The 18,791-nt window shown below is 42.0% G+C and carries 22 protein-coding genes and 3 pseudogenes; 10 read left to right on the top strand and 15 right to left on the bottom strand.

The features are described from left to right. Positions 1-35 precede the first annotated feature (35 nt). Positions 36-377 (bottom strand): annotated as a pseudogene (locus DWW86_RS16200) (helix-turn-helix domain-containing protein); the annotation flags it as partial. A gap of 398 nt (positions 378-775) precedes the next feature. Here DWW86_RS16200 and DWW86_RS16195 point away from each other — a divergent pair. The 6 genes from DWW86_RS16195 (at position 776) to DWW86_RS16165 (ending at position 5,481) form a co-directional block, all read left to right on the top strand. Then, positions 776-961, top strand: coding sequence for a cysteine-rich KTR domain-containing protein (locus tag DWW86_RS16195; RefSeq protein ID WP_003431289.1), 186 nt, complete (start codon positions 776-778; stop codon positions 959-961). A gap of 16 nt (positions 962-977) precedes the next feature. Further along, entirely contained in the window at positions 978-1,961 is a 984-nt protein-coding gene (rlmN, locus tag DWW86_RS16190) for a 23S rRNA (adenine(2503)-C(2))-methyltransferase RlmN (protein ID WP_002584956.1), read from the top strand. A 473-nt stretch (positions 1,962-2,434) separates the two neighbouring features. Beyond that, positions 2,435-2,872 (top strand): sigma-70 family RNA polymerase sigma factor, encoded by a 438-nt coding sequence (locus tag DWW86_RS16185; RefSeq protein ID WP_002604474.1) that lies wholly within the window; start codon positions 2,435-2,437, stop codon positions 2,870-2,872. Then, a complete protein-coding gene (locus tag DWW86_RS16180; protein WP_002604473.1) occupies positions 2,856-3,098 on the top strand; it encodes a helix-turn-helix domain-containing protein in 243 nt (80 codons plus the stop codon). Before DWW86_RS16185 ends, DWW86_RS16180 begins: the two co-directional genes overlap by 17 nt. Before the next feature lie 458 nt (positions 3,099-3,556). After that, on the top strand, positions 3,557-3,730 hold the full coding sequence (locus DWW86_RS16170) for a transposon-encoded TnpW family protein (protein WP_002604472.1): 174 nt from the start codon (positions 3,557-3,559) through the stop codon (positions 3,728-3,730). Positions 3,731-3,807: 77 nt separating this feature from the next. Then, positions 3,808-5,481: a recombinase family protein gene (locus DWW86_RS16165; protein ID WP_002604471.1), complete on the top strand. Its 1,674-nt coding sequence runs from the start codon at positions 3,808-3,810 to the stop codon at positions 5,479-5,481. Between the two features lie 7 nt (positions 5,482-5,488). Here the strand turns inward: DWW86_RS16165 and DWW86_RS17630 are convergent. The 8 genes and pseudogenes from DWW86_RS17630 to DWW86_RS16115 form a co-directional block, all read right to left on the bottom strand. Further along, positions 5,489-5,695 (bottom strand): annotated as a pseudogene (locus tag DWW86_RS17630) (recombinase family protein); the annotation flags it as partial. 81 nt (positions 5,696-5,776) lie between these two features. Next, a complete protein-coding gene (locus DWW86_RS16155; RefSeq protein WP_033126094.1) occupies positions 5,777-6,067 on the bottom strand; it encodes a hypothetical protein in 291 nt (96 codons plus the stop codon). Beyond that, complete coding sequence (locus DWW86_RS16150; protein WP_033126095.1) at positions 6,064-7,419, bottom strand: relaxase/mobilization nuclease domain-containing protein; 1,356 nt, start codon at positions 7,417-7,419, stop codon at positions 6,064-6,066. The genes DWW86_RS16155 and DWW86_RS16150 overlap by 4 nt, the downstream gene beginning before the upstream one ends. A 1-nt stretch (position 7,420) precedes the next feature. Continuing rightward, entirely contained in the window at positions 7,421-7,765 is a 345-nt protein-coding gene (locus tag DWW86_RS16145) for a plasmid mobilization protein (RefSeq protein ID WP_033126096.1), read from the bottom strand. Between the two features lie 592 nt (positions 7,766-8,357). Then, positions 8,358-8,783: a sigma-70 RNA polymerase sigma factor region 4 domain-containing protein gene (locus tag DWW86_RS16140; protein WP_117944026.1), complete on the bottom strand. Its 426-nt coding sequence runs from the start codon at positions 8,781-8,783 to the stop codon at positions 8,358-8,360. Between the two features lie 476 nt (positions 8,784-9,259). Further along, positions 9,260-9,449 (bottom strand): annotated as a pseudogene (locus DWW86_RS16125) (cysteine-rich KTR domain-containing protein). Between the two features lie 51 nt (positions 9,450-9,500). Then, positions 9,501-11,420: a tetracycline resistance ribosomal protection protein Tet(O) gene (tet(O), locus tag DWW86_RS16120; RefSeq protein WP_008399617.1), complete on the bottom strand. Its 1,920-nt coding sequence runs from the start codon at positions 11,418-11,420 to the stop codon at positions 9,501-9,503. A 366-nt stretch (positions 11,421-11,786) separates the two neighbouring features. Continuing rightward, on the bottom strand, positions 11,787-12,161 hold the full coding sequence (locus DWW86_RS16115) for a TnpV protein (protein ID WP_015535394.1): 375 nt from the start codon (positions 12,159-12,161) through the stop codon (positions 11,787-11,789). A gap of 323 nt (positions 12,162-12,484) precedes the next feature. Here DWW86_RS16115 and DWW86_RS16110 point away from each other — a divergent pair, with 323 nt between their 5' ends. Beyond that, entirely contained in the window at positions 12,485-12,913 is a 429-nt protein-coding gene (locus DWW86_RS16110) for a hypothetical protein (protein WP_033126098.1), read from the top strand. 129 nt (positions 12,914-13,042) lie between these two features. Here DWW86_RS16110 and DWW86_RS16105 read toward each other — a convergent pair whose 3' ends face one another. The 6 genes from DWW86_RS16105 to DWW86_RS16080 are packed head-to-tail and all read right to left on the bottom strand — an operon-like array spanning position 13,043 to position 16,768. Further along, positions 13,043-13,321 (bottom strand): helix-turn-helix domain-containing protein, encoded by a 279-nt coding sequence (locus DWW86_RS16105; protein ID WP_003864548.1) that lies wholly within the window; start codon positions 13,319-13,321, stop codon positions 13,043-13,045. 4 nt (positions 13,322-13,325) lie between these two features. Continuing rightward, the gene (locus DWW86_RS16100; RefSeq protein WP_227083712.1) at positions 13,326-13,712 is read right to left on the bottom strand and encodes a dUTP diphosphatase; all 387 of its coding nucleotides are present in this window, start codon (positions 13,710-13,712) and stop codon (positions 13,326-13,328) included. Between the two features lie 16 nt (positions 13,713-13,728). After that, on the bottom strand, positions 13,729-14,508 hold the full coding sequence (locus DWW86_RS16095) for an FAD-dependent thymidylate synthase (RefSeq protein ID WP_033126099.1): 780 nt from the start codon (positions 14,506-14,508) through the stop codon (positions 13,729-13,731). Beyond that, positions 14,495-14,821 (bottom strand): hypothetical protein, encoded by a 327-nt coding sequence (locus DWW86_RS16090; RefSeq protein ID WP_003864545.1) that lies wholly within the window; start codon positions 14,819-14,821, stop codon positions 14,495-14,497. The genes DWW86_RS16095 and DWW86_RS16090 overlap by 14 nt, the downstream gene beginning before the upstream one ends. Before the next feature lie 29 nt (positions 14,822-14,850). After that, positions 14,851-16,404, bottom strand: coding sequence for a relaxase/mobilization nuclease domain-containing protein (locus DWW86_RS16085; protein WP_055163314.1), 1,554 nt, complete (start codon positions 16,402-16,404; stop codon positions 14,851-14,853). Then, entirely contained in the window at positions 16,382-16,768 is a 387-nt protein-coding gene (locus DWW86_RS16080) for a plasmid mobilization protein (protein ID WP_005349819.1), read from the bottom strand. Before DWW86_RS16080 ends, DWW86_RS16085 begins: the two co-directional genes overlap by 23 nt. A 383-nt stretch (positions 16,769-17,151) precedes the next feature. On the opposite strand from DWW86_RS16080, the gene DWW86_RS16070 reads away from it, so the two are divergent. The 3 genes from DWW86_RS16070 to DWW86_RS16060 all read left to right on the top strand — a co-directional run bounded on the left by DWW86_RS16070 (position 17,152) and on the right by DWW86_RS16060 (position 18,713). After that, complete coding sequence (locus tag DWW86_RS16070; protein ID WP_055163316.1) at positions 17,152-17,577, top strand: GNAT family N-acetyltransferase; 426 nt, start codon at positions 17,152-17,154, stop codon at positions 17,575-17,577. A gap of 55 nt (positions 17,578-17,632) precedes the next feature. Beyond that, positions 17,633-17,956, top strand: a complete 324-nt coding sequence (locus tag DWW86_RS16065; RefSeq protein ID WP_004613237.1) for a hypothetical protein — start codon at positions 17,633-17,635, stop codon at positions 17,954-17,956. A 127-nt stretch (positions 17,957-18,083) separates the two neighbouring features. Beyond that, positions 18,084-18,713, top strand: a complete 630-nt coding sequence (locus DWW86_RS16060; RefSeq protein ID WP_005608570.1) for a YczE/YyaS/YitT family protein — start codon at positions 18,084-18,086, stop codon at positions 18,711-18,713. Positions 18,714-18,791 lie beyond the last annotated feature (78 nt).

Raw genomic sequence — 18,791 nt, 5'->3', positions numbered from 1 at the left:
ACGGATTTTCCGAAACCCTCGCCACGCCGACGCCCTTTGACGCTTTGTATCTCCCTTGCTGTTGCGGTTACAATCCGTATGCCTTTATCGCTCATACCGTCCAGCAGCGCGTCAAGCTGCCGCCGCCCGGTGGATTTCTCCGCATTGCTGTTCGGGAAGAAAAATTGATCTACCGAAATATGATACCGGGTTACAAGGTCATAGAATACCTGTAAACTCGGCTGTTGTCCCTTGTTCTCGATATTCGCAAGGTAGCGCGGGGAAATATATAACTCGTCGCTTACCTTTTTGCGGCTCTCGCCGTATTCATTTCTCGCGGCTTTTATAGCTGCCCCGAAAGCCTTAAAGTCGTACAATGGTACGGGTCTTTTTGCCATTTTCATTCACCCTGTTACATTTTACAGTTCACCTTTCTTTTTGGATATGTCCACACAATTCATATCATTAGGTTAAATACTTCCTGTTGTGTATTGACAGTAGACTGATTTTCTGATAAAATAAAATTTATGTAAAAGGAGGCGGCGTTTATGTTGCATAGCATGCGTATTAGATAAGCATTGAAAAAAAGGATTTTCCCATTTTCAACATGGGCTTTTTTGTCATGCTTATTTTGCGGATGCTATACAAAAAACTAACGACGTATAGATATAGTATAGACATAGTGCAAGCTATGCCTTAGTTTTGTTGTACTGCTCTGTGCATTATAAATGCAGGTCAATGCTCATGTTGAGGATTGACCTGCATTTTTTTGTGTAAAAAGGACGAGTGAAATATAATGCTTAAAAAATATTGGATAAAATGTCCGATTTGTAACGGAAAGACGAGAGTTCAAGTATTTCATAATACTGTATTAAAAGATTTTCCTCTTTTCTGCCCTAAATGCAAATTGACGCATATCATTGATGTAGAAAAATTAGAGATTGTAATCAAAAATACAGAAAAACAAACTTTTATTATTTAGAAGAAAGGATATAAAAATGAAACGTTTACCTAAATATACGCCTGCGGAAGTACGGAATGATCCATACGGATTTACTTACAAAGAAATGTCGGAAGTTATTGGCGAGAATGAAGCAAAAGCCTTATATGAAGAATTATATAAGCAATTACCACGCAAAAAAAATCTATCAATGTTGGTAAAAAATATTTGCAAAAGCAGTGATACTGAAAAGTATGTTTACGAACTGAAAGACAACAAATACATTGAAACGGTTTTTATCAAGCGGCGAGATGGTGGAACTGTTTGCGTGAGCACACAAGTCGGTTGTCCTGTTGGTTGTATTTTTTGTGAGTCCGGGCGAAATGGCTTTGTTCGTAATCTAACATCGTCAGAAATCGTACAACAGATTATATTGTTGCGTCGAAAAGTAAACCGTATCGTTTTTATGGGTATGGGAGAGCCTTTATTCAATTATGACAACTTGATAAAAGCAATCCATATTCTCCGAGATAGATATGGGCTCAACTTTCCAACCGACGGCATTACCATATCAACAGTTGGTCCGGTCGATCAATTAAAAAAATTGCGCGAGGAACATCTTAAAATTCAGTTGACAATATCTTTACACGCAGCAACACAATCTGCAAGAAATCGTATTATTCCTCACATGCGCATATATGCTATTGAAGATGTTGTTAAGCAAGCCTTATCCTATTCTGAAAGGCATAATCGCAAAATTGTCTTTGCGTATTTGCTTTTACCGGGTATAAATGACCGGCCCTCAGATGTAAGACAACTTGCAAAATGGTTTCGGGGCAAAAAAGTTATGATTAACGTGTTACAATACAACCCAACAAGCAATTCAAGAATTAAAGCACCACAGAAACGGGAAATAGTTGCATTCAAACATCAATTAGAGCAAGCAGGACTTGAAGTTACTATGAGAGTTTCTCATGGCAGAGAGATTAACGCGGCTTGTGGACAGTTAGCTAACACATATAATAAATTCAAAAAAAAATGATTAAAAGTGCCAGACGCATAGACGCAGAGCCGATAACGCATTAGGTCAAAAAACCTATGTGTTATCGGCTTTTTTATTTAATATTGCGCAAAAGCCGCTGTTCCCTATTATAGAATGGATTGCGGGTAGTGTATTAAAGTCGCCCTTTTTTAAGGATACGGCGGTATCGGGGAGGTATCGCCGTGTCCATTTTTATTTACTGTAACCCGCCTAATGCTTTGCGGTCAAAAAAAGCTATGCTCCGCAAGCGGGATATTCCGGCTATGAATGTGAACTGTCAATACATTTAGCTACTGCTTACATTTCCTTTGCGCCCGTCCGCGTCTTGCGGACGGGCGCATTTTGCTTTTTTCAACTTTTTTCTGAAAAGCGCACTCAAGAGCCATCTCCCGAACGGGTACGGAGCGAAAGGGGCAGAGAGGACAAGCCCTTAACTCCCGTCCTCTACTCCACGCGGGAAGGAGGTGAACTCTATGGAGCTATCTTCTTCCGACAAGGAAAGAATACAACATCAGTACGACGCATTAGCAAAGAAAACTTTGGTCGGCGAAGCGAAAAGCCACCGCCGCACTCTTGCGAAACGCGCAGCACGCGAAGTTACTTTTTCGGATTTGAGCGAAAGCGAACTCGCGCAGCTTTTCACAACGGACGAATACGAAAGCGATTATTTCCGTTTTCAAGTGTCCGGCTTTGATGTACTCGTCAAAAATGAACTGCTTGCCGAAGCCCTTAACGCTTTGCCCGAAAGGAAACGCGACATTATCCTTTTGTCCTACTTCTTGGATATGAGCGACGCGGAAATTGGCGAACTGCTGAATGTTGTACGCACGACGGTTTTCCGGCACAGGAAATCCGCGCTTGCGAAAATCAAACAGTATTTGGAGGGAAAAGCAGATGATGAATACCGTTAGGAAGTCTGAAAATCTGTTGCCGTTCCCTGTCATTTCCGCAGCGGCAAACGGCGACACAACCGCCATGTGCGCGATCTTGAAGCACTACGAGGGTTACATAGCGAAACTTTGTACCCGCACGCTGAAAGACGACGCGGGCAATACCTATTCCTATGTGGACGAGGAAATGCGTAACAGGCTGCAAGTGCGCCTTATTACCCGCACCCTTGCTTTTCATGTAGGATAATCTTTTAGCCCATGCGGGGAGCGTGTCCCCTTTCCACGCTTCCCGTTATGGGCTATTTGTCGTTCCGCAAAAGCATATCCGCTGTTGATGTGCTTTTGCAGGCCGACAAAGCCTATTGTTCTTTGACAAAGAAAGCGGCCTTTGGTGCGCAGCATAACAGGCAAACGGGTACATTCCGTCTGTACCGAGCCAGTCGGCGGGTACGCCATGACAGCTTTTCCCCGTAGGGGAAAAGCCGAGCGAGAACTACCGCGCCGTAAAACAGGTTTAGCAGCTTGTGGGCGACGACATACAAGGCGGCACAATGATACTCCCGCGTTGAACACCCTCAAAGTATTGCGCGGCGCACCCATAAGCATGGGCCGGGGTGAAACTCCCGTGAGGTTGCAGCTAACAACCGCCCGTTTTTGCCTTTTGACGAATATAGTTTATCCATACAGGAAAAGGAGGTTTTTCTAATGGATAAAAAACAGACAATTACAACCGAACGCAAAATAGGGAAAATCACCTATCTTGTTCAAGCGTTGCCGAGTGAAAAGGCAACCGATACAATCCATAAAAAGATTGAGAAACTCATTGTAAAGGATTTGCAGAAAAAGCCCGGAAATCCGGGATTTTTAGCGTCCGAGTAGTGCATTAGGCGGCGGGATATGGTATAATGATAGCAACACATTATACCTGTTTATTCGGCTGTCGGAAAGGAGGACTAATGTTACAGTCGAATAAAATCACCGCCCTTTACTGCCGTTTAAGTCAAGAGGATATGCAAGCCGGAGAAAGCGGAAGCATACAGCACCAAAAAATGATACTTCAACGCTATGCGGACGAACACCATTTTTTGAACACAAAGTTTTTTGTGGACGACGGATTTTCCGGCGTGAGTTTTGAGCGCGAGGGGCTGCAAGCGATGTTGCAGGAAGTGGAAGCCGGACGAGTGGCGACGGTCATTACCAAAGACCTTTCCCGTCTTGGCAGAAACTATCTGAAAACGGGCGAACTCATAGAGATTGTATTTCCCGAAAACGGAGTACGCTATATCGCGATCAACGACGGAGTTGACACAGCGCGGGAGGATAACGAGTTTACCCCCTTGCGGAACTGGTTTAACGAGTTTTACGCCCGCGACACAAGCAAGAAAATCCGCGCAGTTAAACAGGCACAGGCGCAAAAAGGCGAGCGCGTCAACGGGGAATATCCATACGGCTATATCCCAGACCCGAACAACCGCCACCACCTTATACCCGACCCGGAAACCGCGCCGATTGTCAAACAGGTTTTCGCTATGTTTGTTAGCGGTGTGCGTATGTGCGAAATCCAAAAATGGCTTGCGGAAAACAAAGTCTTGACGATTGGAGCGTTGCGCTATCAGCGTACAGGACAGGCGCGGTATCAGCGGGCAATGATCGCCCCCTATACTTGGCCGGACAAAACGCTCTATGACATATTAGCAAGGCAGGAATATTTAGGGCATACCATAACCGCGAAAACTCACAAGGTATCCTACAAGTCGAAAAAGACCCGGAAGAACGAAGAAGAACAACGCTATTTCTTCCCAAACACCCATGAGCCGCTTGTTGACGAGGAAACCTTTGAACTTGCGCAAAAGCGGATTGCTACCCGCCACCGCCCGACAAAAGCAGCGGAGATTGATATTTTTTCCGGCTTGCTGTTTTGCGCTGGTTGCAGACATAAGATGTATTACCAACAGGGCGTAAATATCGAGCCGCGCAAGTTTTCCTATTCTTGCGGCGCATGGCGCAACAGGGCAAGGACAGGCAGCGAGTGTACCTCTCATTATATCCGCAAAAACGTACTTCTTGATTTAGTGCTGGAAGATATGCGGCGGGTTTTGCGGTATGTTAAGGAACACGAACAGGACTTTATCTGTAAAGCTACCGAGTACGGCGACATGGAAGCGAGAAAGGCATTAGCGCAGCAGCAAAAGGAACTTTTCAAAGCACAGGCGCGTATGACCGAACTTGACACGCTTTTCCGCAAGCTGTATGAGGACAACGCATTAGGCAGACTGACAGATGAACGGTTTGTGTTTCTAACTTCCGGCTATGAGGACGAAAAGAAATCCCTTGCCGCAAGGATAGACGAGTTACAACAGCAGATCGCAACCGTTACCGAGCGAAAAAGGGATATATCAAGGTTTATTCAGATTGTCGGGAAATACAGCGACATACAGGAATTGACCTATGAAAACGTCCATGAGTTTATCGACCGTATTTTGATACATGAATTAGACCGGGAAACCAACACCCGGAAAATCGAAATCCATTACAGCTTTGTCGGACAGGTTGATACCGAGCAGGAGCCGACGCAAGTTGTCAACCATGACCGCCGCAACATGGTAGATGTAAAAAGTATCGCTATCTAACCTCAGCAAAATTCGTACCCGTATAGCCATCGTCCACATAGTAGGTGGGATTTGGAAACCCGTGTTCCTTAGCGTACTTGAATAGATATTCTTTTTGATTTACGATACTGTTGCTCTCGCCTTCACGTCCATCGTCCTGACTCAGACGACAGTACAAGGCGGTGATTTCTTCCTGCTGTCTTTGCAATGCTTTCTCCTTTCCGACAGCAGACACGATAGTATGAAGTGTAGATACAGTATACCACGCCTGCGGTCAAACTTCAACGCTTTAAAGCGATAATCTTTCCGATATTTCTTAATCCTCATCATAACCCTCGGAATCAAAACTGTAATCTGCTGTGTCCCGCATGAATATCCTGCTGAGAAGCCCAAGCAAGTCCCTCCCGTCCTCTCGGAAATGTGCGGTCACTGTATATTCCGTGCCGCCGATTTTCTCGCAGAGCGTTGCCTGTTCAGGGATACGCATAAGGGGCATAATGTTTTCAGCAGGCGGCAGGGGCGGGTACACCCTATTCGGGTTTACCATTGAGATACCCTTATTTTCGTCTAAAATTTCCGTAAGTTCCTGTTCTGTCAGTCTGCTCATCGCAATGCGTCCTCCCTCTTGCGGTCTGTCCTGCCATTCTGGTTTGACCTTTGATTTTCAACCGTATCGTGGATTTGGTTCAAGCAGTCATCAATGTGGGCAGAGCGTTTTTCAATCCCGTCCGCATATTTCAGCCGCTTTCGCAGCTCCGTTATCCGTTCCGTCACCCCGTTTTTTTCTTCTCGGAGCGTTTCTTTCTCGGCGGGTGAAGCACGCCGTATCTTATTCTGCAAATGCCGCCGATAGTTGGTAAGCCTGTCCATTTCCGTCTGGTTCTTCTCCCTGTCGGCGTGCAAATCGGAGAGGGTGGAGATGTTATGCTCCGACATATAGCGTACCTGTGTGGTAATCTCATCCAGTTTCCGAAGCTCCTCTTTCATAAGCGGGCTTGTCGGCTTGTAGTCCGTGCCTTTGGGAAATATCCCCAACTGATAGCACCAATAGTAATACAACGCTAAGATTCCCCTTGTTTTCTGGTGCGGTTTCCAAGCCTTTTTATATTCTTCGGGCATATGGGGAGAGTAGGAAATCTTTGCTTTGTAGTTCCCATATCTTGCCCTTGTGCCTAAATGTGAACGGATAAAATCGGGCGTTAAGCGTTCATCAAGCGTATCTAATCTTGTGAAATGCTTATACTGCGGCAGCTTCATTTTCCAATGCCCGCCCGAAAAATCAACCTCGTAGCCTTTGTCGATTAGATACTTCATCATGTGCGGAATATCCCGACTGCCGCTGATTGCCTCCGCTAAATCTTCCAGATAGACGTTGTAGCGTGTCGGCTTGCCGCTCTTTTCATCCAGATACAGCGGTCTTGACGGTGCTTTCTTCGGGTTCTCAATCACCGATAATCCGTACTCTCTGCACAAGCGGTCTGACGTTTCCCTTAGCCGTTTCTGCTCCGATTTTGAGTAATTATATTTGCTCCCATCCAGATAGGAAACAGAGTTGAAGCAGAAGTGATTGTGGAGATGCCCCCTGTCAAGGTGGGTGACAACGATTATCTGGTACTTGTCGCCCCACATTTCCCTCGCAAGTTTTAAGCCGATTTCGTGGCATTGTTCGGGCGTTACTTCGTCTGGCTTGAAGCTCTGGTAGCCGTGCCAAGCGATATACCCGCCTGTCTTCTGGTACTGCTTTTTCGTTAGAATCATCTGCTGTAACGCTGTTTCTTTTAAACAGTTGATGGCGGAAACAAACTCTCCATTGTCCGTTTTCTGTGGATTCTTCACATAGGAGAACACGTCAAAGAAGTCCTGCATCTCCTTATTCGGCACGGTCTTTTCTGGGTTTTCCACATAAGAAATTAAGTCTTTCAACCGTCCTTCGATGTGCCAGAGGCTCGTTGCCGCCATATCAGACTGCCCCCTGTTCCGTCAATTTTTCCATGTCAAACTGCTGTGGGAGGGTATAATTCCGTTGCAGTTCCAAGATAAAATCCTCAATCTCCCTGCATATTTCATCAGCGGAAGGGGCGTAGGGGATACACTTTTTAAAGGCTACGTGTACTTCGTAAAGCGTGCCTAATAGTTCCCAAAATTCTTTCTCTGGCTGTGGCTGCGGTGCGTTTCCCCTGCATAACTGACGCATAAATTCTGCGGTGGACAGACCGCAGGCGGATGAATACTGCTTTAATTTTTCATGTTCTTCTTCGCTCAATCTAAAAGTAATGCATACTTTTTCTGATTTTTCTCTACTCATTTTTCTTAATCCTCCAGTTTTATTTTTCCTTTTATCGGGGTAGCTAGGGGTTGTCCCCTAAGTTAGTCCACACGCCTTTAGGGTGTGGATTGGATTGTGGCTGACACAATCCGATGCTCGCTATCTCTGTGGACAACTCCGCAGAGCATTTTTCTGTGTAACGGCTTTCTTAATGCCTGCCTTTACCCTCCGAAAAGGAAATCCTATGTCCTTTCCACCTCCGTTCTGGATTTTATTGCCTTTGACTTTTGGATAAATGAAAAAGCCGCCACACTGCATCACGAACGACAAGAGGATTCCCTCCCGCTCTGATTCGCAATGCTATGTAGCGGCTTTGAAATTCAAAACCCATGTCAGCCTTGCCGATTGGCTGACATTTCAATCTTATATCTATGTGCTTATTTAATTTTCAATCTTCCAATTTCCCCATTGGTATTTCAGAATACCATAGCGGCAATATGGCTGTCAAGATTTTGCACAAACTTTTTAGTATTCTCTATGGACAGGGATTTTATTCACTTATTCTAAAATTGGGTGGGAGAATTTTATCCCCCACCCAATAGCCCATAAGAAAGCATGCTGTATTAGATGACTATAAAATCTTCCGCAACTTTTTTCTAAGATGGTCTAACCGTGCATAGATAGCACCCGTCGTTAAATGCACAAGCGGGGCAATCTCTTTTGTGGAATACCCTTTCATTTTCAGCAGAACGATTTGCAGTGTACGCCTGTCCACCGTAAGTAATGCCTGATACAGATTTTCATCTTCGATTTCATCCAGTAAATCTTCAACGGTCTTTACTTCGGCTGACTGTTCCCTGTCTGCCATTCCCTCAAGGTATTCCCCGAAATCGCTTGTCCAATGGTAAAACCACCTGTTGGAATTAAAGTCTGCCCTGTCGTCAATACGGATTTGTTCGATGGTAGCTTCATCAACTCCATGTTCCCGCAACACTTTTTCCTCGGCTTCTTTCCAGATACGCCACTTCCTGTCCTCACGTCCGTTGTTATATGCCATTCTTTTTTCCTCCAATCAATCTGAATCTTTGAAAACATAAAAATCCAGATTGAAAGGCGGCGAACGACACTTAACACCAATAATAGTCCTGCGGCACTTTCCAACCAAAAACGACAAAAGAAAAACCGCAAAGGCTTTGTGACCTTTACGGTTATGGGAAATACTAATTCTGTTGTATGGAGATTGTACTTCTACCTTCATGGTGGGAAGTACCGTTGCACTGGCAGGGATTTTTTTAACTGGCTTCCCGCCATTCCCTGATGTGCTATGTATAAATAAACTTTGCTTTATATAAGCAGATGGGCAACCGCCCGAAAAAAGGAACATAAAAACCCTCCAAATTTAAAAACAAATTCAGAGGGTAATTTAGGGTATAACAAAATAACCCACCCGAATATCGTTTTTTTTATTTGGTGAGTTTGTTCTTTCAAATACGAAACAAAAAGAGCCGATGATTCGTGAATTGTTCCACAATTTCATCGGCTCTGCGTCTTAAGCGTCTGGCTCTTTGATGACAGTTATCTTCAAGTTGTCAACTTTAATCAATCTTTCTTGTCTGCATTTTGGACAATAAAGGGGATAATTCTTCAAAACAGTGTCCTTCCTAATTTTATTACGGGTTTTGCTCCCACAAACAGGACATAATATCCATTCGCATTTCATCATAATTAGCTTCTAATCCTTTCAAATCTCATTTTATACGACTTATGCAAGCTGTTAGGCTAACTTGTGGAACATATGCCGAACCTTATCTATACGGCTATTCGGGCGGCGGGGTTGGCAAATAAGTTTACCAGTAGCTGGCTGGTATCCTTTTAACTCTGTCAAGCAGACTCCCTGCCCATTTGTGAAATAAGTTAAATCGTTCCTGTATTCTTGAATACATCTAGCAGGGATTTCTCCTTTCAGAATGACCTCGTCATTCTTTATCTGAGTACTTACAATATCTGCACAATACCTTGGAGCATCATGATACGCCCGTGAGAGATATTCCTGCGGTGCATAAATTTCAAAGTGGAGATATGGCTCTAATAGTTCTGTCCCTGCTTTTTTTAAAGCCTGCTCCAATACGATAGGGGAAAGCAGCCGAAAGTCTGCGGGGGTACTTACAGGACTATAATACAATCCATATTCAAAACAGATTTTACAGTCTGTCACTTTCCATCCATACAGCCCCTGCTCGCAGCCATAAAGAACCCCCTCCATAACCGCATTTTGGAACGATTGGTTTAAATATCCAAGTGAAACTCTGCTTTCATACTGCACTCCACTTCCAATAGGGAGCGGCTCTATGGACAACCCGACAGAAGCCCAGAAAGGATTTGGCGGGACTTCTATGTGGATGGTATATTCTGCTTTTCTAAGCGGTCTTTCCATATATATAACAGTAGGCTCTTTTATTTCTGCCTCCACATGATATTTTTCCTCAAGGATGGCACAAATGACTTCCATCTGCACTTTCCCCAAAAAAGAAAGTATAATCTCATGCGTTGTAGTATCCACATAATATTTTAAAAGAGGGTCGCCATCTGAAATTTCTGTAAGTGCCCCAAGCAATATTTCCCGCTGTTCAGATTTCTTTGCTGCAATCGTTGTTTGGAGCATAGGGAGAGGATTTTCAATAAATGTTCTCTGCGGCAACAGCATTTCGTTCCCCAAAATACTGTTTAGCTGCAAAACATCATTTGGTAAAATTACAATATCACCAGAGCAGGCTGTATCGGATGAACATAATTCACCGTTTGTCGGAACACACATCTCTGTGATTTTTATTTTCTCTTTTTCAGATATTTTAATAACATCCCTCAAATGCAATGTTCCGCTATATATACGCACATAAACAAAACGCCGCCTTTTCTCTGAATATTCAATCTTAAAAACCTGCCCGCATAGTTCAGATTGACCTTCAGGCGTTGATGAATAAAACTTACTGGCAATCACTTCTATAAGCTGCCGAATCCCCAGATTGTTTTTAGCGCTTCCGTGATAAACGGGAAATAACGTTCCGTTTTGGAATCTCCTGTTTTCTTCCTGTTCCAGTTCTGACATTTTAAACGGTTTCCCTGACATATATTTCTCTAATAGTTCATCGTTTCCCATAATTACCGCATCCCACTGTTCCATATCGTCATTGTCCGTTACATTTATATGAGGATGCTGCCCAACCTTTTGCTTCACTATAATTTCCGAAGAAAGCTTTGCTTTCATTTCTTGATATACCATTGGCAAATCAATCCCCTCTTGGTCAATTTTATTGATGAAAAAAATTGTCGGAATCTTCATTGTCTGTAGTGCATGAAACAGTATACGGGTCTGTGCCTGTATGCCATCCTTTGCAGAAACTAATAATACTGCTCCGTCTAATACGGATAAAGAACGGTATACTTCCGCCAAAAAATCCATATGGCCTGGCGTATCTATAATGTTGACTTTTACATCCTCCCACTGAAAAGATGTCACTGCTGTCTGGATAGTGATTCCCCTTTGACGCTCCAAATTCATTGTATCTGTCCTTGTTGTGCCTTTATCTACGCTCCCTGGTTCTGCAATTGCACCACTGGTATACAATAAACTCTCCGTTAATGTTGTCTTTCCTGCGTCAACGTGAGCCAGAATGCCTAAGTTAATTATTTTCATGTGATTTTCCTCCTATCAACACCCAAAAAAGGGCATAAAAATACCCAGTGATAAATACTCCTATCACTGGGTAAATAACTCCAATAGCCCCAAAACACTTATATGTTTTCGGGCATATAAAATTACATGATAAAAGTATTCTTAAACTGGGTACAAAAAACTAAGCCCCATATTAAAAGTGAAACGGGACTGCTACTTTTTGTTCCCACTATCAAATTGACAGTTTATTTAAGAATACCTTGCCGCATATTTATTAACTCCTTGTATAATACTGAATCTAATTATATTCCTTAACCCTTTATTTGTCAAGCTGACAAACTAAAGCAGAAAAAGCGGCAGGATTTCCCCCTGCCACTAATCATCTGTTTATGCAAAAATAATTTCCTTTTCCACAATCTCCCTCGCACAAGCCCTTATGTTATTCGTTCTTCCAGTCCATTCTAAGGCGTTTTCTTCCTTTAGGCATTCCGTTATGCCCTGTGCTTGCTTCATGCCCTCTATGAGCCGTTCAAAGTGTTCCTGTGCCTGTCTGTCAATGTCGGCAAGGTAAGCATTGAGCCTGCCGCTTGTGAGAAGATTGGTGTATGTAATTTTGCGGTACTCCCGCAGATAGTCCAAGTGCCGCCGTCCGAATAAGTCTATCGACTGTTCCTTTTCGGGTGGTATGGTAAGGCAGGGTAAAATGTATTCGCCTTGCCGTTCGTATCTGCCGCCCATTTCCTCAAAGATTGATTGTACCATTTGTTTTTCCTCCAAATAAGATATTCACTCCATACTCATGTCTGCTATCATTAACACAATTTACGTTTTCTCCTTATCTGGTTTCATACATTATTTAAAATTAAATAAAAAAGTTAATTGGGTAAAATCATGTTTTGCTACATGTGATAAAGATGAATTGTTTTTAGGAAAAAATGTATTAAATGCGAGAATTACACAAGAACAGTTTGTTGAAGAAATGAAAAAAATTAAATAGTATTAAGATAATAAAACGCCCACTTTGTAGGCGTTTTATTTGAAATACAGATTTAATTCAACTATATAATTCTAAGGAACTTAATAAAATGAAGAAAAATAATATAACACTTGTATTTGTTGCTATCGTTTTTTCGATTATTGTTGGAATGATAATTGGAAAAAGCTTATTAAAGTATAAAGAAGGTGAGCCAGATGTAGTTGGCAGTTTTTCTATGAATAGAGATGAAAATTTTACAGTAGTTGCTAACAGAAAAAATATTTCTGATAAAGAAGCATTTGCAAGACTGCTTTTAAAAATGTACAAAGAGAATTCATTTCATTCAATAAAATTTTCTACAGATCATGGATATGCAACCAGCCTTGATATGACCGTATATTCTTGGAAAGAAGATATCGAAAATGGCGAATCCATTATGCAAATAGAATTTAGACCGATTGAATATGGAAAAGATTATGATCTTGTTCATAATCCGGATAAATATGTGCTTCTTATCGATGGAACAGAAATAAAGTGAAATATATAGATATGTAGATAAAGCGCAGAAAAAGAGGATTGCTCAATACAGGTTATTTTCAATTATTACCCCTAAAATGATAAAAGAGAGGCAGCGGATAATCCGTTGCCTCATTACAGTATACGACACTTAATCTAGTTCCGCCCCTAACTCATACCTCCAATACTCCGCCGCCTCATACTCCCTGGGTTCTGAGAGTACCGGTACGGTAAAGAGTTCAACCGGAACACCGAGTGTTGATGCGAAGAGCTTCATAAGATCCTCTTTCGGTGTTCGGACATCACTCTCATACTGAGCAATCCGGACATCAGCACAGCTGTCGGGAAATCCAACAGCCATGCCAAGTTCTTTTTGGGTGAGATGATTTTTTTGTCTTAAGTGTTTTAATTTTCTTCCAAATGTAATCATAGTATTATTCTCCTGTGCTTCCGAATGCCCCAGTTCCTCGTTCTTCACCAAGGTCCAGGACAAAATCTGCGATCACGACCGGTGTAATCACCAGCTGACCGACGCGTGTGTCTTTATGAATGGTCTGAGAAGATGTGCTCACGTTGCTTATAATGGCATGGATTTCACCACGATAACCGGAGTCAATCGGTGGAAGTTCACATACCAGTCCTTTTGCTGCCATGCTGCTTCGTGGAAAGACATATCCGGCAAATCCATCTGGGATGATGAGACCGAATCCAAGCGGAATTCTTGCAACCTCGCCTGGTTTTAATACGCAATCATAAGGCATGAATACATCAGCACCGGCATCATTTTCATGTGGCCGGAATGGATGATGATCTGCTTTCAGACCAAAGTCAATCAGTTTAATCTTTATGGCTGCTCATCTCCTTCCGGATCAGCAATGGATAATCTGTTTTTAAGATATCTGCAGGCATCCAAAGTTTTGAAATGGGATTCTGACAGGACATCTGTTTTTCCATGCAGCTTCCTCTCTGACAGAATGGACCGGTCAGATCTGGTGCAAAAAGAATCGGGCTTAATTTGTACAATCTTTGCCAGATATAGAGCATCACAATCCTGGTTTCATCCGTATTCCTTCTGCAGGTTCTCTGACCAATCATATGCTTCCACTGGTAAGGTGTCGCGCTGATGATCAGTACGTTTCGAAGTCCCTGAGGTGTGGCATATCCGGCTGAATCATGATCAATGCCTAAGGCACAAAGCTCTGCATAATGATCCAGATCTGACTGACAGCTTTTCTTGTAAATATCCTGGATTTCTTTATCTGCTTTCATGATTCCATATGGAATAGCAAATGCAGCATGACCGGAATAATTGCTGTACTGCAGAGATGCACTCATGTACTTTACTTCATTCTGATGTCTTGTGATCTGTGCCAGGAAGCGTCTGCTTGCACCAACAACAGCTACGGTAATGACCATGAATTTCTGCACGGTTGGATGCGGAAGCCCTGCAATGTTTTCTACAGTCTTCTGACTGTAGGATTGACGGTAAAGATCCATCAGATCTGCCATGTTCTGGATCGTATGACCGTGTTGTGTGAGTCTGGCAGCAAAGACCATATTCTGTTCTGCTTCCCGGATTCCATAGCAGTTTAAGATAGCTGTTTCAATGTGATCCATAGGCCTGTTCCTCCTTTACCAGAGCTTTTAAAAGGATCAGATAATTGATGCAGTCTGTGATTTTTTCATCCCACTGTTCCATGTCAAAATGTAACAGAGTGGAATAACACATATCGTAAAGGGATACGACATGTTTCGACATCATACCGGCCAGTGCTGCTTTTGGATCGCAGTTTTGTAAGGCGGCAGCAATCTTGAATGCACTGAGGCGGTCAATATTGTCACCGGTATATTCTTTCTTTTTATGTGCCAGAATATCGGCACACTTTCTCATCTGAAGTTCAAATACAATATTAAATTCTTCTTGTGTCATGTGATAGTTCCTCCTTTGTTTTGTGATAGTTATCGTTCGAGATCTTTGTTTTTTGATCTTACTGGTTCTGGTATCTGCATCTGAAGAATGGCATCAACATTCTGATCGGCAGTATCCAGATCTTTTAATTTTTCTTTCAAGCTGCTTATTGCTTCTTCTTCGGAAGCTATCTGCTGTTGCAGTTTTTCTTTTTGCAAAGTCAAGGTTTTTAGGCTTGTCATATTTCCATCCTGATAAAAGGATTTCAGCCAATTTCTGGCTTCTTCATATTTCTGAATTTCCTTCGCATGTTCTTTTCGGTACTTTCCTTTGTACTTTGCTTTTGAAAACTGGGAATAAACTTCCTTGTTTGCATAGTACTGACCGGTATAACGAATCTGATCGTTGAGGATCCTTAGATCGGAACGATGCTGAGCAAACTGTGTCTGCATTTCTTTCAATTCCTGCTTTGATGCAACCAGTGTATTTTTCAAATCTGACTGCGTATCAAATCCATGTTCCTGCACGTAGATAATGGTATTTGCCATTTGCTGCAGGTTAGAAAGTTTTACCCGATGAGCATAAGCCGGGCTCTGCATTGCTTTCACATTTGTCTGGAGATTTACAACCAGGCGCAGGTGAGATCTGACGTAGAGAATGGCCAATGGATCCTTGCGTAAGAAGGTCTGTTTCAGGTGTTCTTTTCCATATCGTGTTCCCAGTGAACGTTCAGTAATCCGCTTCTGTCGATCAGGATGAAGATAGCTGTATCTGCCACGATGCTCAATTACAGAGATTTGAAATTGTTCCAGAAGTTTGGATTGGAATTCATCAAAACTATTGGATGTGGAAGCACATTCATCAATCGCATTTCGCAAATATTCTTTCTGCGTAAGGAATACAGTGGATGTTGGTTTGAGACCATCTTCGATAATTTTCTGATTGATTTCATCCAGTTTTTGCTGACCATGTTTCTGTGCTATATATTCTTTTTGAGTAGTTTTTCTTTCAGCTGGAACAAGAAGATCTATCTGGTGAAATCCTTCTTGTTGACACCGTTCCATGACTGTTTTCTTGAATGCGTTCATGAATTTATCGGTGGAACGATGCTTGTAACCGGCAGCTTCCTCATGTGGCTTATCCATATACGGCTGCCTTTCCACTGCAGTCTTCCTCACACTGTTTATGACGATGTGGGTATGGATATTTCCGGACTCATTGTGACCGTCAGTATGAGTAACCACCAGTGCCTGATATCCAGGAAACATCTGCTTTGCAAGTTCCAAACTGATTGCTTGTGCTATTGGTCCGGTAAGTCCATTTTCTGTAACATCGGCTGGATCGTAGCTGATAATGTAGTGGTGACTTTTGATATCTGCACGTTTCTTATTTTTGTGAAAATGAGCATTTGTCAGTTCACATTCCTTGTCAAAAGACATCGGATCACAGTTCAGCCCATCCATATAAAACTCTTTTCGCATGATGCTTCGTCCGGATTCGTCTACAATCTTTTTCCCGGTTTTTTCATCATGTTCAAACAGAAGGTAATTGATAGCAGCTGAGTAATTTGCATTTCTGCTTTTAATGTGTTTTACGATTGCCATTCATACCACCTGCCAGTTTCAGTACCTCTTTTCTCAATAGGAATAAGTCCGTGATGCACTGATGGATTTCATTTTCTATAGCACGTGACTGACTGCCACCGCTGTTAAAATGCTTGGCAATCTGATTGAGATTCGATCCAATTTTTCCATATTCACTGACCAGTTTTCTGAGATCATTCATGTCTGCAACCACTTCAATCTGATGATTGATTTGCTTTTCAAGTAGTAGTTTTCTCACATATTCAGAACGAGAAAGTCCTGTAACGTCAGCGGCTTCATTTAATACTGCCAATTCAATATCCGTTAATTTTAATGTGATGATGTTACTCCTCTTGAGATTCTTTTCTTTCTTCTTTGGTGCCATAGTCCTCCTTCTTTTTTGATAAGACATCTTGGATGTGCGATTACACTTTTTAACCGGCTGTCCCTTCCGGTTATATAAAGTGCTGCGACTATCTTTGATAGAGAGCCAACAGATATCTTTGATGTCTGTACGAGGGTATGGGGAATCGGAATCCCCATCAAGAGACTTACCCGGAGGTATGCCGTAGCCATAAAATGGCGATACGGTAATACCTGGGTGGATCTTGCTCTTATTTGTATCCCTCTATATAACGAAACGCTCAGAGGCTGTTTTACAGTGGGGAAAAAGAAAAAATATCAAAAAATTGATGATTAATGGTGAGCTTGTGATAGAATGGAAAAAAGAGAAAAGCATAAAGGATGTAGTTGTGGAGAATATTTGTTATGATTAGAAAGTTGCTGAACGGAGATATCGATAGAATTGCTGACATATGGTTAAAGACAAATCTGAAAGCCCATTATTTTATTTCCAATCAATACTGGAAAAGTAATTATGAATTAGTAAAAGAAATGATGTCACAATACGAAGTTTATGTGTTTGAAGCAGATAAAATGATACAAGGATTTGTAGGACTAAATGATAAATATATAGAAGGTATTTTTGTCTCCGATGAAATGCAGTCATGTGGCATAGGTAAGCTTTTATTAGATTATGTTAAGGATAAAAAAGTTAGCTTACGATTAAATGTATACCAGAAGAATGCCAGAGCAATTTCTTTTTACCAAAGAGAAGGGTTCATTATTCAATATGAAGGCTTGGATGAAGCTACTGGTGAAAAAGAGTACACTATGCTATGGAAACGAAAATAGAAATCGGAATTTATCAGAAAATGAAGAATAGTTGAAATGGAGGCGCTATAATAACATGAAGATTGAAGGGAACCAGAAAGAACTGGATGCAATGGTAGAATTTCATAAGGGAAACCGTGTCGAGGGACTGAGACTGCAAGAAGAATTTGCAGCGGAATTTCGTAAGGAGTATAAAGACAAAGATCACTGTCCTTGCCTGAAAGCCTGTCGTTATCACGGAAACTGTAAGGAATGTGTAGCAATCCACAGAGCGCATCAGGAACATGTTCCTAATTGTATGCGACCATTGATTAATAAAAAATTGAAATTGATGTCAGAATTAACAGAGCATACCTTGGCAAATGAAATAGAAGCTCCACATGAGATTTTAAGAAAATAGGCAAGTCAAATTCAAGTTTACAGAACTGAATCAAAAGAGCTCGAAGGAGCTCTTTTTCCTTTTTTATAATAGTATCATTATGGTATAATAGAGACATTAAAATCGGAATTTGTAGAATAGAGGAATTATGATGTTTGATAAGCACAAAAGGGAATCCTTGCTATTGCGGGACTTATTAAAGAAATTGATAATTATTGTGATAGGTTCCATTGTTGCAGCCTATGGCATTACACTTGCACTGTATGCAGGATTTGGTGGCGCCACGCTCGCAGTGCTATGGCAGGGTATCGCTGAAACGTTTCACTTGAGCATCGGTATGGCATCTTTTGTTGTAGCAGTGGGGATGATTTTGTTTGCATTAATTTACGATAAAAGTCAAATCCATATTGGGACGGTGCTATATCAAATTGTATACAGCACCTGTGTAGATGTATTTGCCACCTGCCATGTCTACAGTACATATCGATGGTTCAACTTCTTTATCATGTTGCTGGGTGTTATTTTGTTTGCTGTCGGGACCGGACTATATGCGTCTGCCTCACTTGGTCGTGGCTCTTATGAAGCAGTTACTTTTGCCTTGGCAGAAAAGAACAACTGGCAAGTTAAAATTGTTCGAATAGCATTAGATATTCTGGTTGTGATAATAGGTGTTTTGCTTGGCGGGAAGTTTGGCATATGCACAATCATTACAGTTATCATTTCAGGCCCGATTATCCAATTTGTTAATGCGAAAGCAAAACGAATTTTAAAGATATAATAGCAAAGAAACCTACAACTTCAAGTTGAACAAAATCGCTGCGCGATGGCCTGCCAAGGCTGTGGCGCAGCTTTCTTT

The organism is Ruminococcus sp. AF17-22AC, assembly GCF_003460065.1.
Classification (GTDB): domain Bacteria; phylum Bacillota; class Clostridia; order Lachnospirales; family Lachnospiraceae; genus Blautia_A.
This window is presented reverse-complemented; position numbering and strand designations above follow the sequence as displayed.

Bases quoted from the DNA above. Each gene is read 5' to 3' on its own strand.
- rlmN (WP_002584956.1), top strand. From the start codon at position 978: ATGAAACGTTTACCTAAATATACGCCTGCGGAAGTACGGAATGATCCA.
- DWW86_RS16060 (WP_005608570.1), top strand. From the start codon at position 18,084: ATGATGTTTGATAAGCACAAAAGGGAATCCTTGCTATTGCGGGACTTA.
- DWW86_RS16115 (WP_015535394.1), bottom strand. From the start codon at position 12,161: ATGGTACAATCAATCTTTGAGGAAATGGGCGGCAGATACGAACGGCAA.
- DWW86_RS16180 (WP_002604473.1), top strand. From the start codon at position 2,856: ATGATGAATACCGTTAGGAAGTCTGAAAATCTGTTGCCGTTCCCTGTC.
- DWW86_RS16095 (WP_033126099.1), bottom strand. From the start codon at position 14,508: ATGGATCACATTGAAACAGCTATCTTAAACTGCTATGGAATCCGGGAA.
- DWW86_RS16150 (WP_033126095.1), bottom strand. From the start codon at position 7,419: ATGGCGGCAACGAGCCTCTGGCACATCGAAGGACGGTTGAAAGACTTA.
- DWW86_RS16105 (WP_003864548.1), bottom strand. From the start codon at position 13,321: ATGATTACATTTGGAAGAAAATTAAAACACTTAAGACAAAAAAATCAT.
- DWW86_RS16195 (WP_003431289.1), top strand. From the start codon at position 776: ATGCTTAAAAAATATTGGATAAAATGTCCGATTTGTAACGGAAAGACG.
- DWW86_RS16145 (WP_033126096.1), bottom strand. From the start codon at position 7,765: ATGAGTAGAGAAAAATCAGAAAAAGTATGCATTACTTTTAGATTGAGC.
- DWW86_RS16065 (WP_004613237.1), top strand. From the start codon at position 17,633: ATGAAGATTGAAGGGAACCAGAAAGAACTGGATGCAATGGTAGAATTT.
- DWW86_RS16110 (WP_033126098.1), top strand. From the start codon at position 12,485: ATGAAGAAAAATAATATAACACTTGTATTTGTTGCTATCGTTTTTTCG.
- DWW86_RS16070 (WP_055163316.1), top strand. From the start codon at position 17,152: ATGATTAGAAAGTTGCTGAACGGAGATATCGATAGAATTGCTGACATA.
- DWW86_RS16085 (WP_055163314.1), bottom strand. From the start codon at position 16,404: ATGGCAATCGTAAAACACATTAAAAGCAGAAATGCAAATTACTCAGCT.
- DWW86_RS16185 (WP_002604474.1), top strand. From the start codon at position 2,435: ATGGAGCTATCTTCTTCCGACAAGGAAAGAATACAACATCAGTACGAC.
- DWW86_RS16090 (WP_003864545.1), bottom strand. From the start codon at position 14,821: ATGACACAAGAAGAATTTAATATTGTATTTGAACTTCAGATGAGAAAG.
- DWW86_RS16170 (WP_002604472.1), top strand. From the start codon at position 3,557: ATGGATAAAAAACAGACAATTACAACCGAACGCAAAATAGGGAAAATC.
- DWW86_RS16080 (WP_005349819.1), bottom strand. From the start codon at position 16,768: ATGGCACCAAAGAAGAAAGAAAAGAATCTCAAGAGGAGTAACATCATC.
- DWW86_RS16140 (WP_117944026.1), bottom strand. From the start codon at position 8,783: ATGGCATATAACAACGGACGTGAGGACAGGAAGTGGCGTATCTGGAAA.
- DWW86_RS16155 (WP_033126094.1), bottom strand. From the start codon at position 6,067: ATGAGCAGACTGACAGAACAGGAACTTACGGAAATTTTAGACGAAAAT.
- DWW86_RS16165 (WP_002604471.1), top strand. From the start codon at position 3,808: ATGTTACAGTCGAATAAAATCACCGCCCTTTACTGCCGTTTAAGTCAA.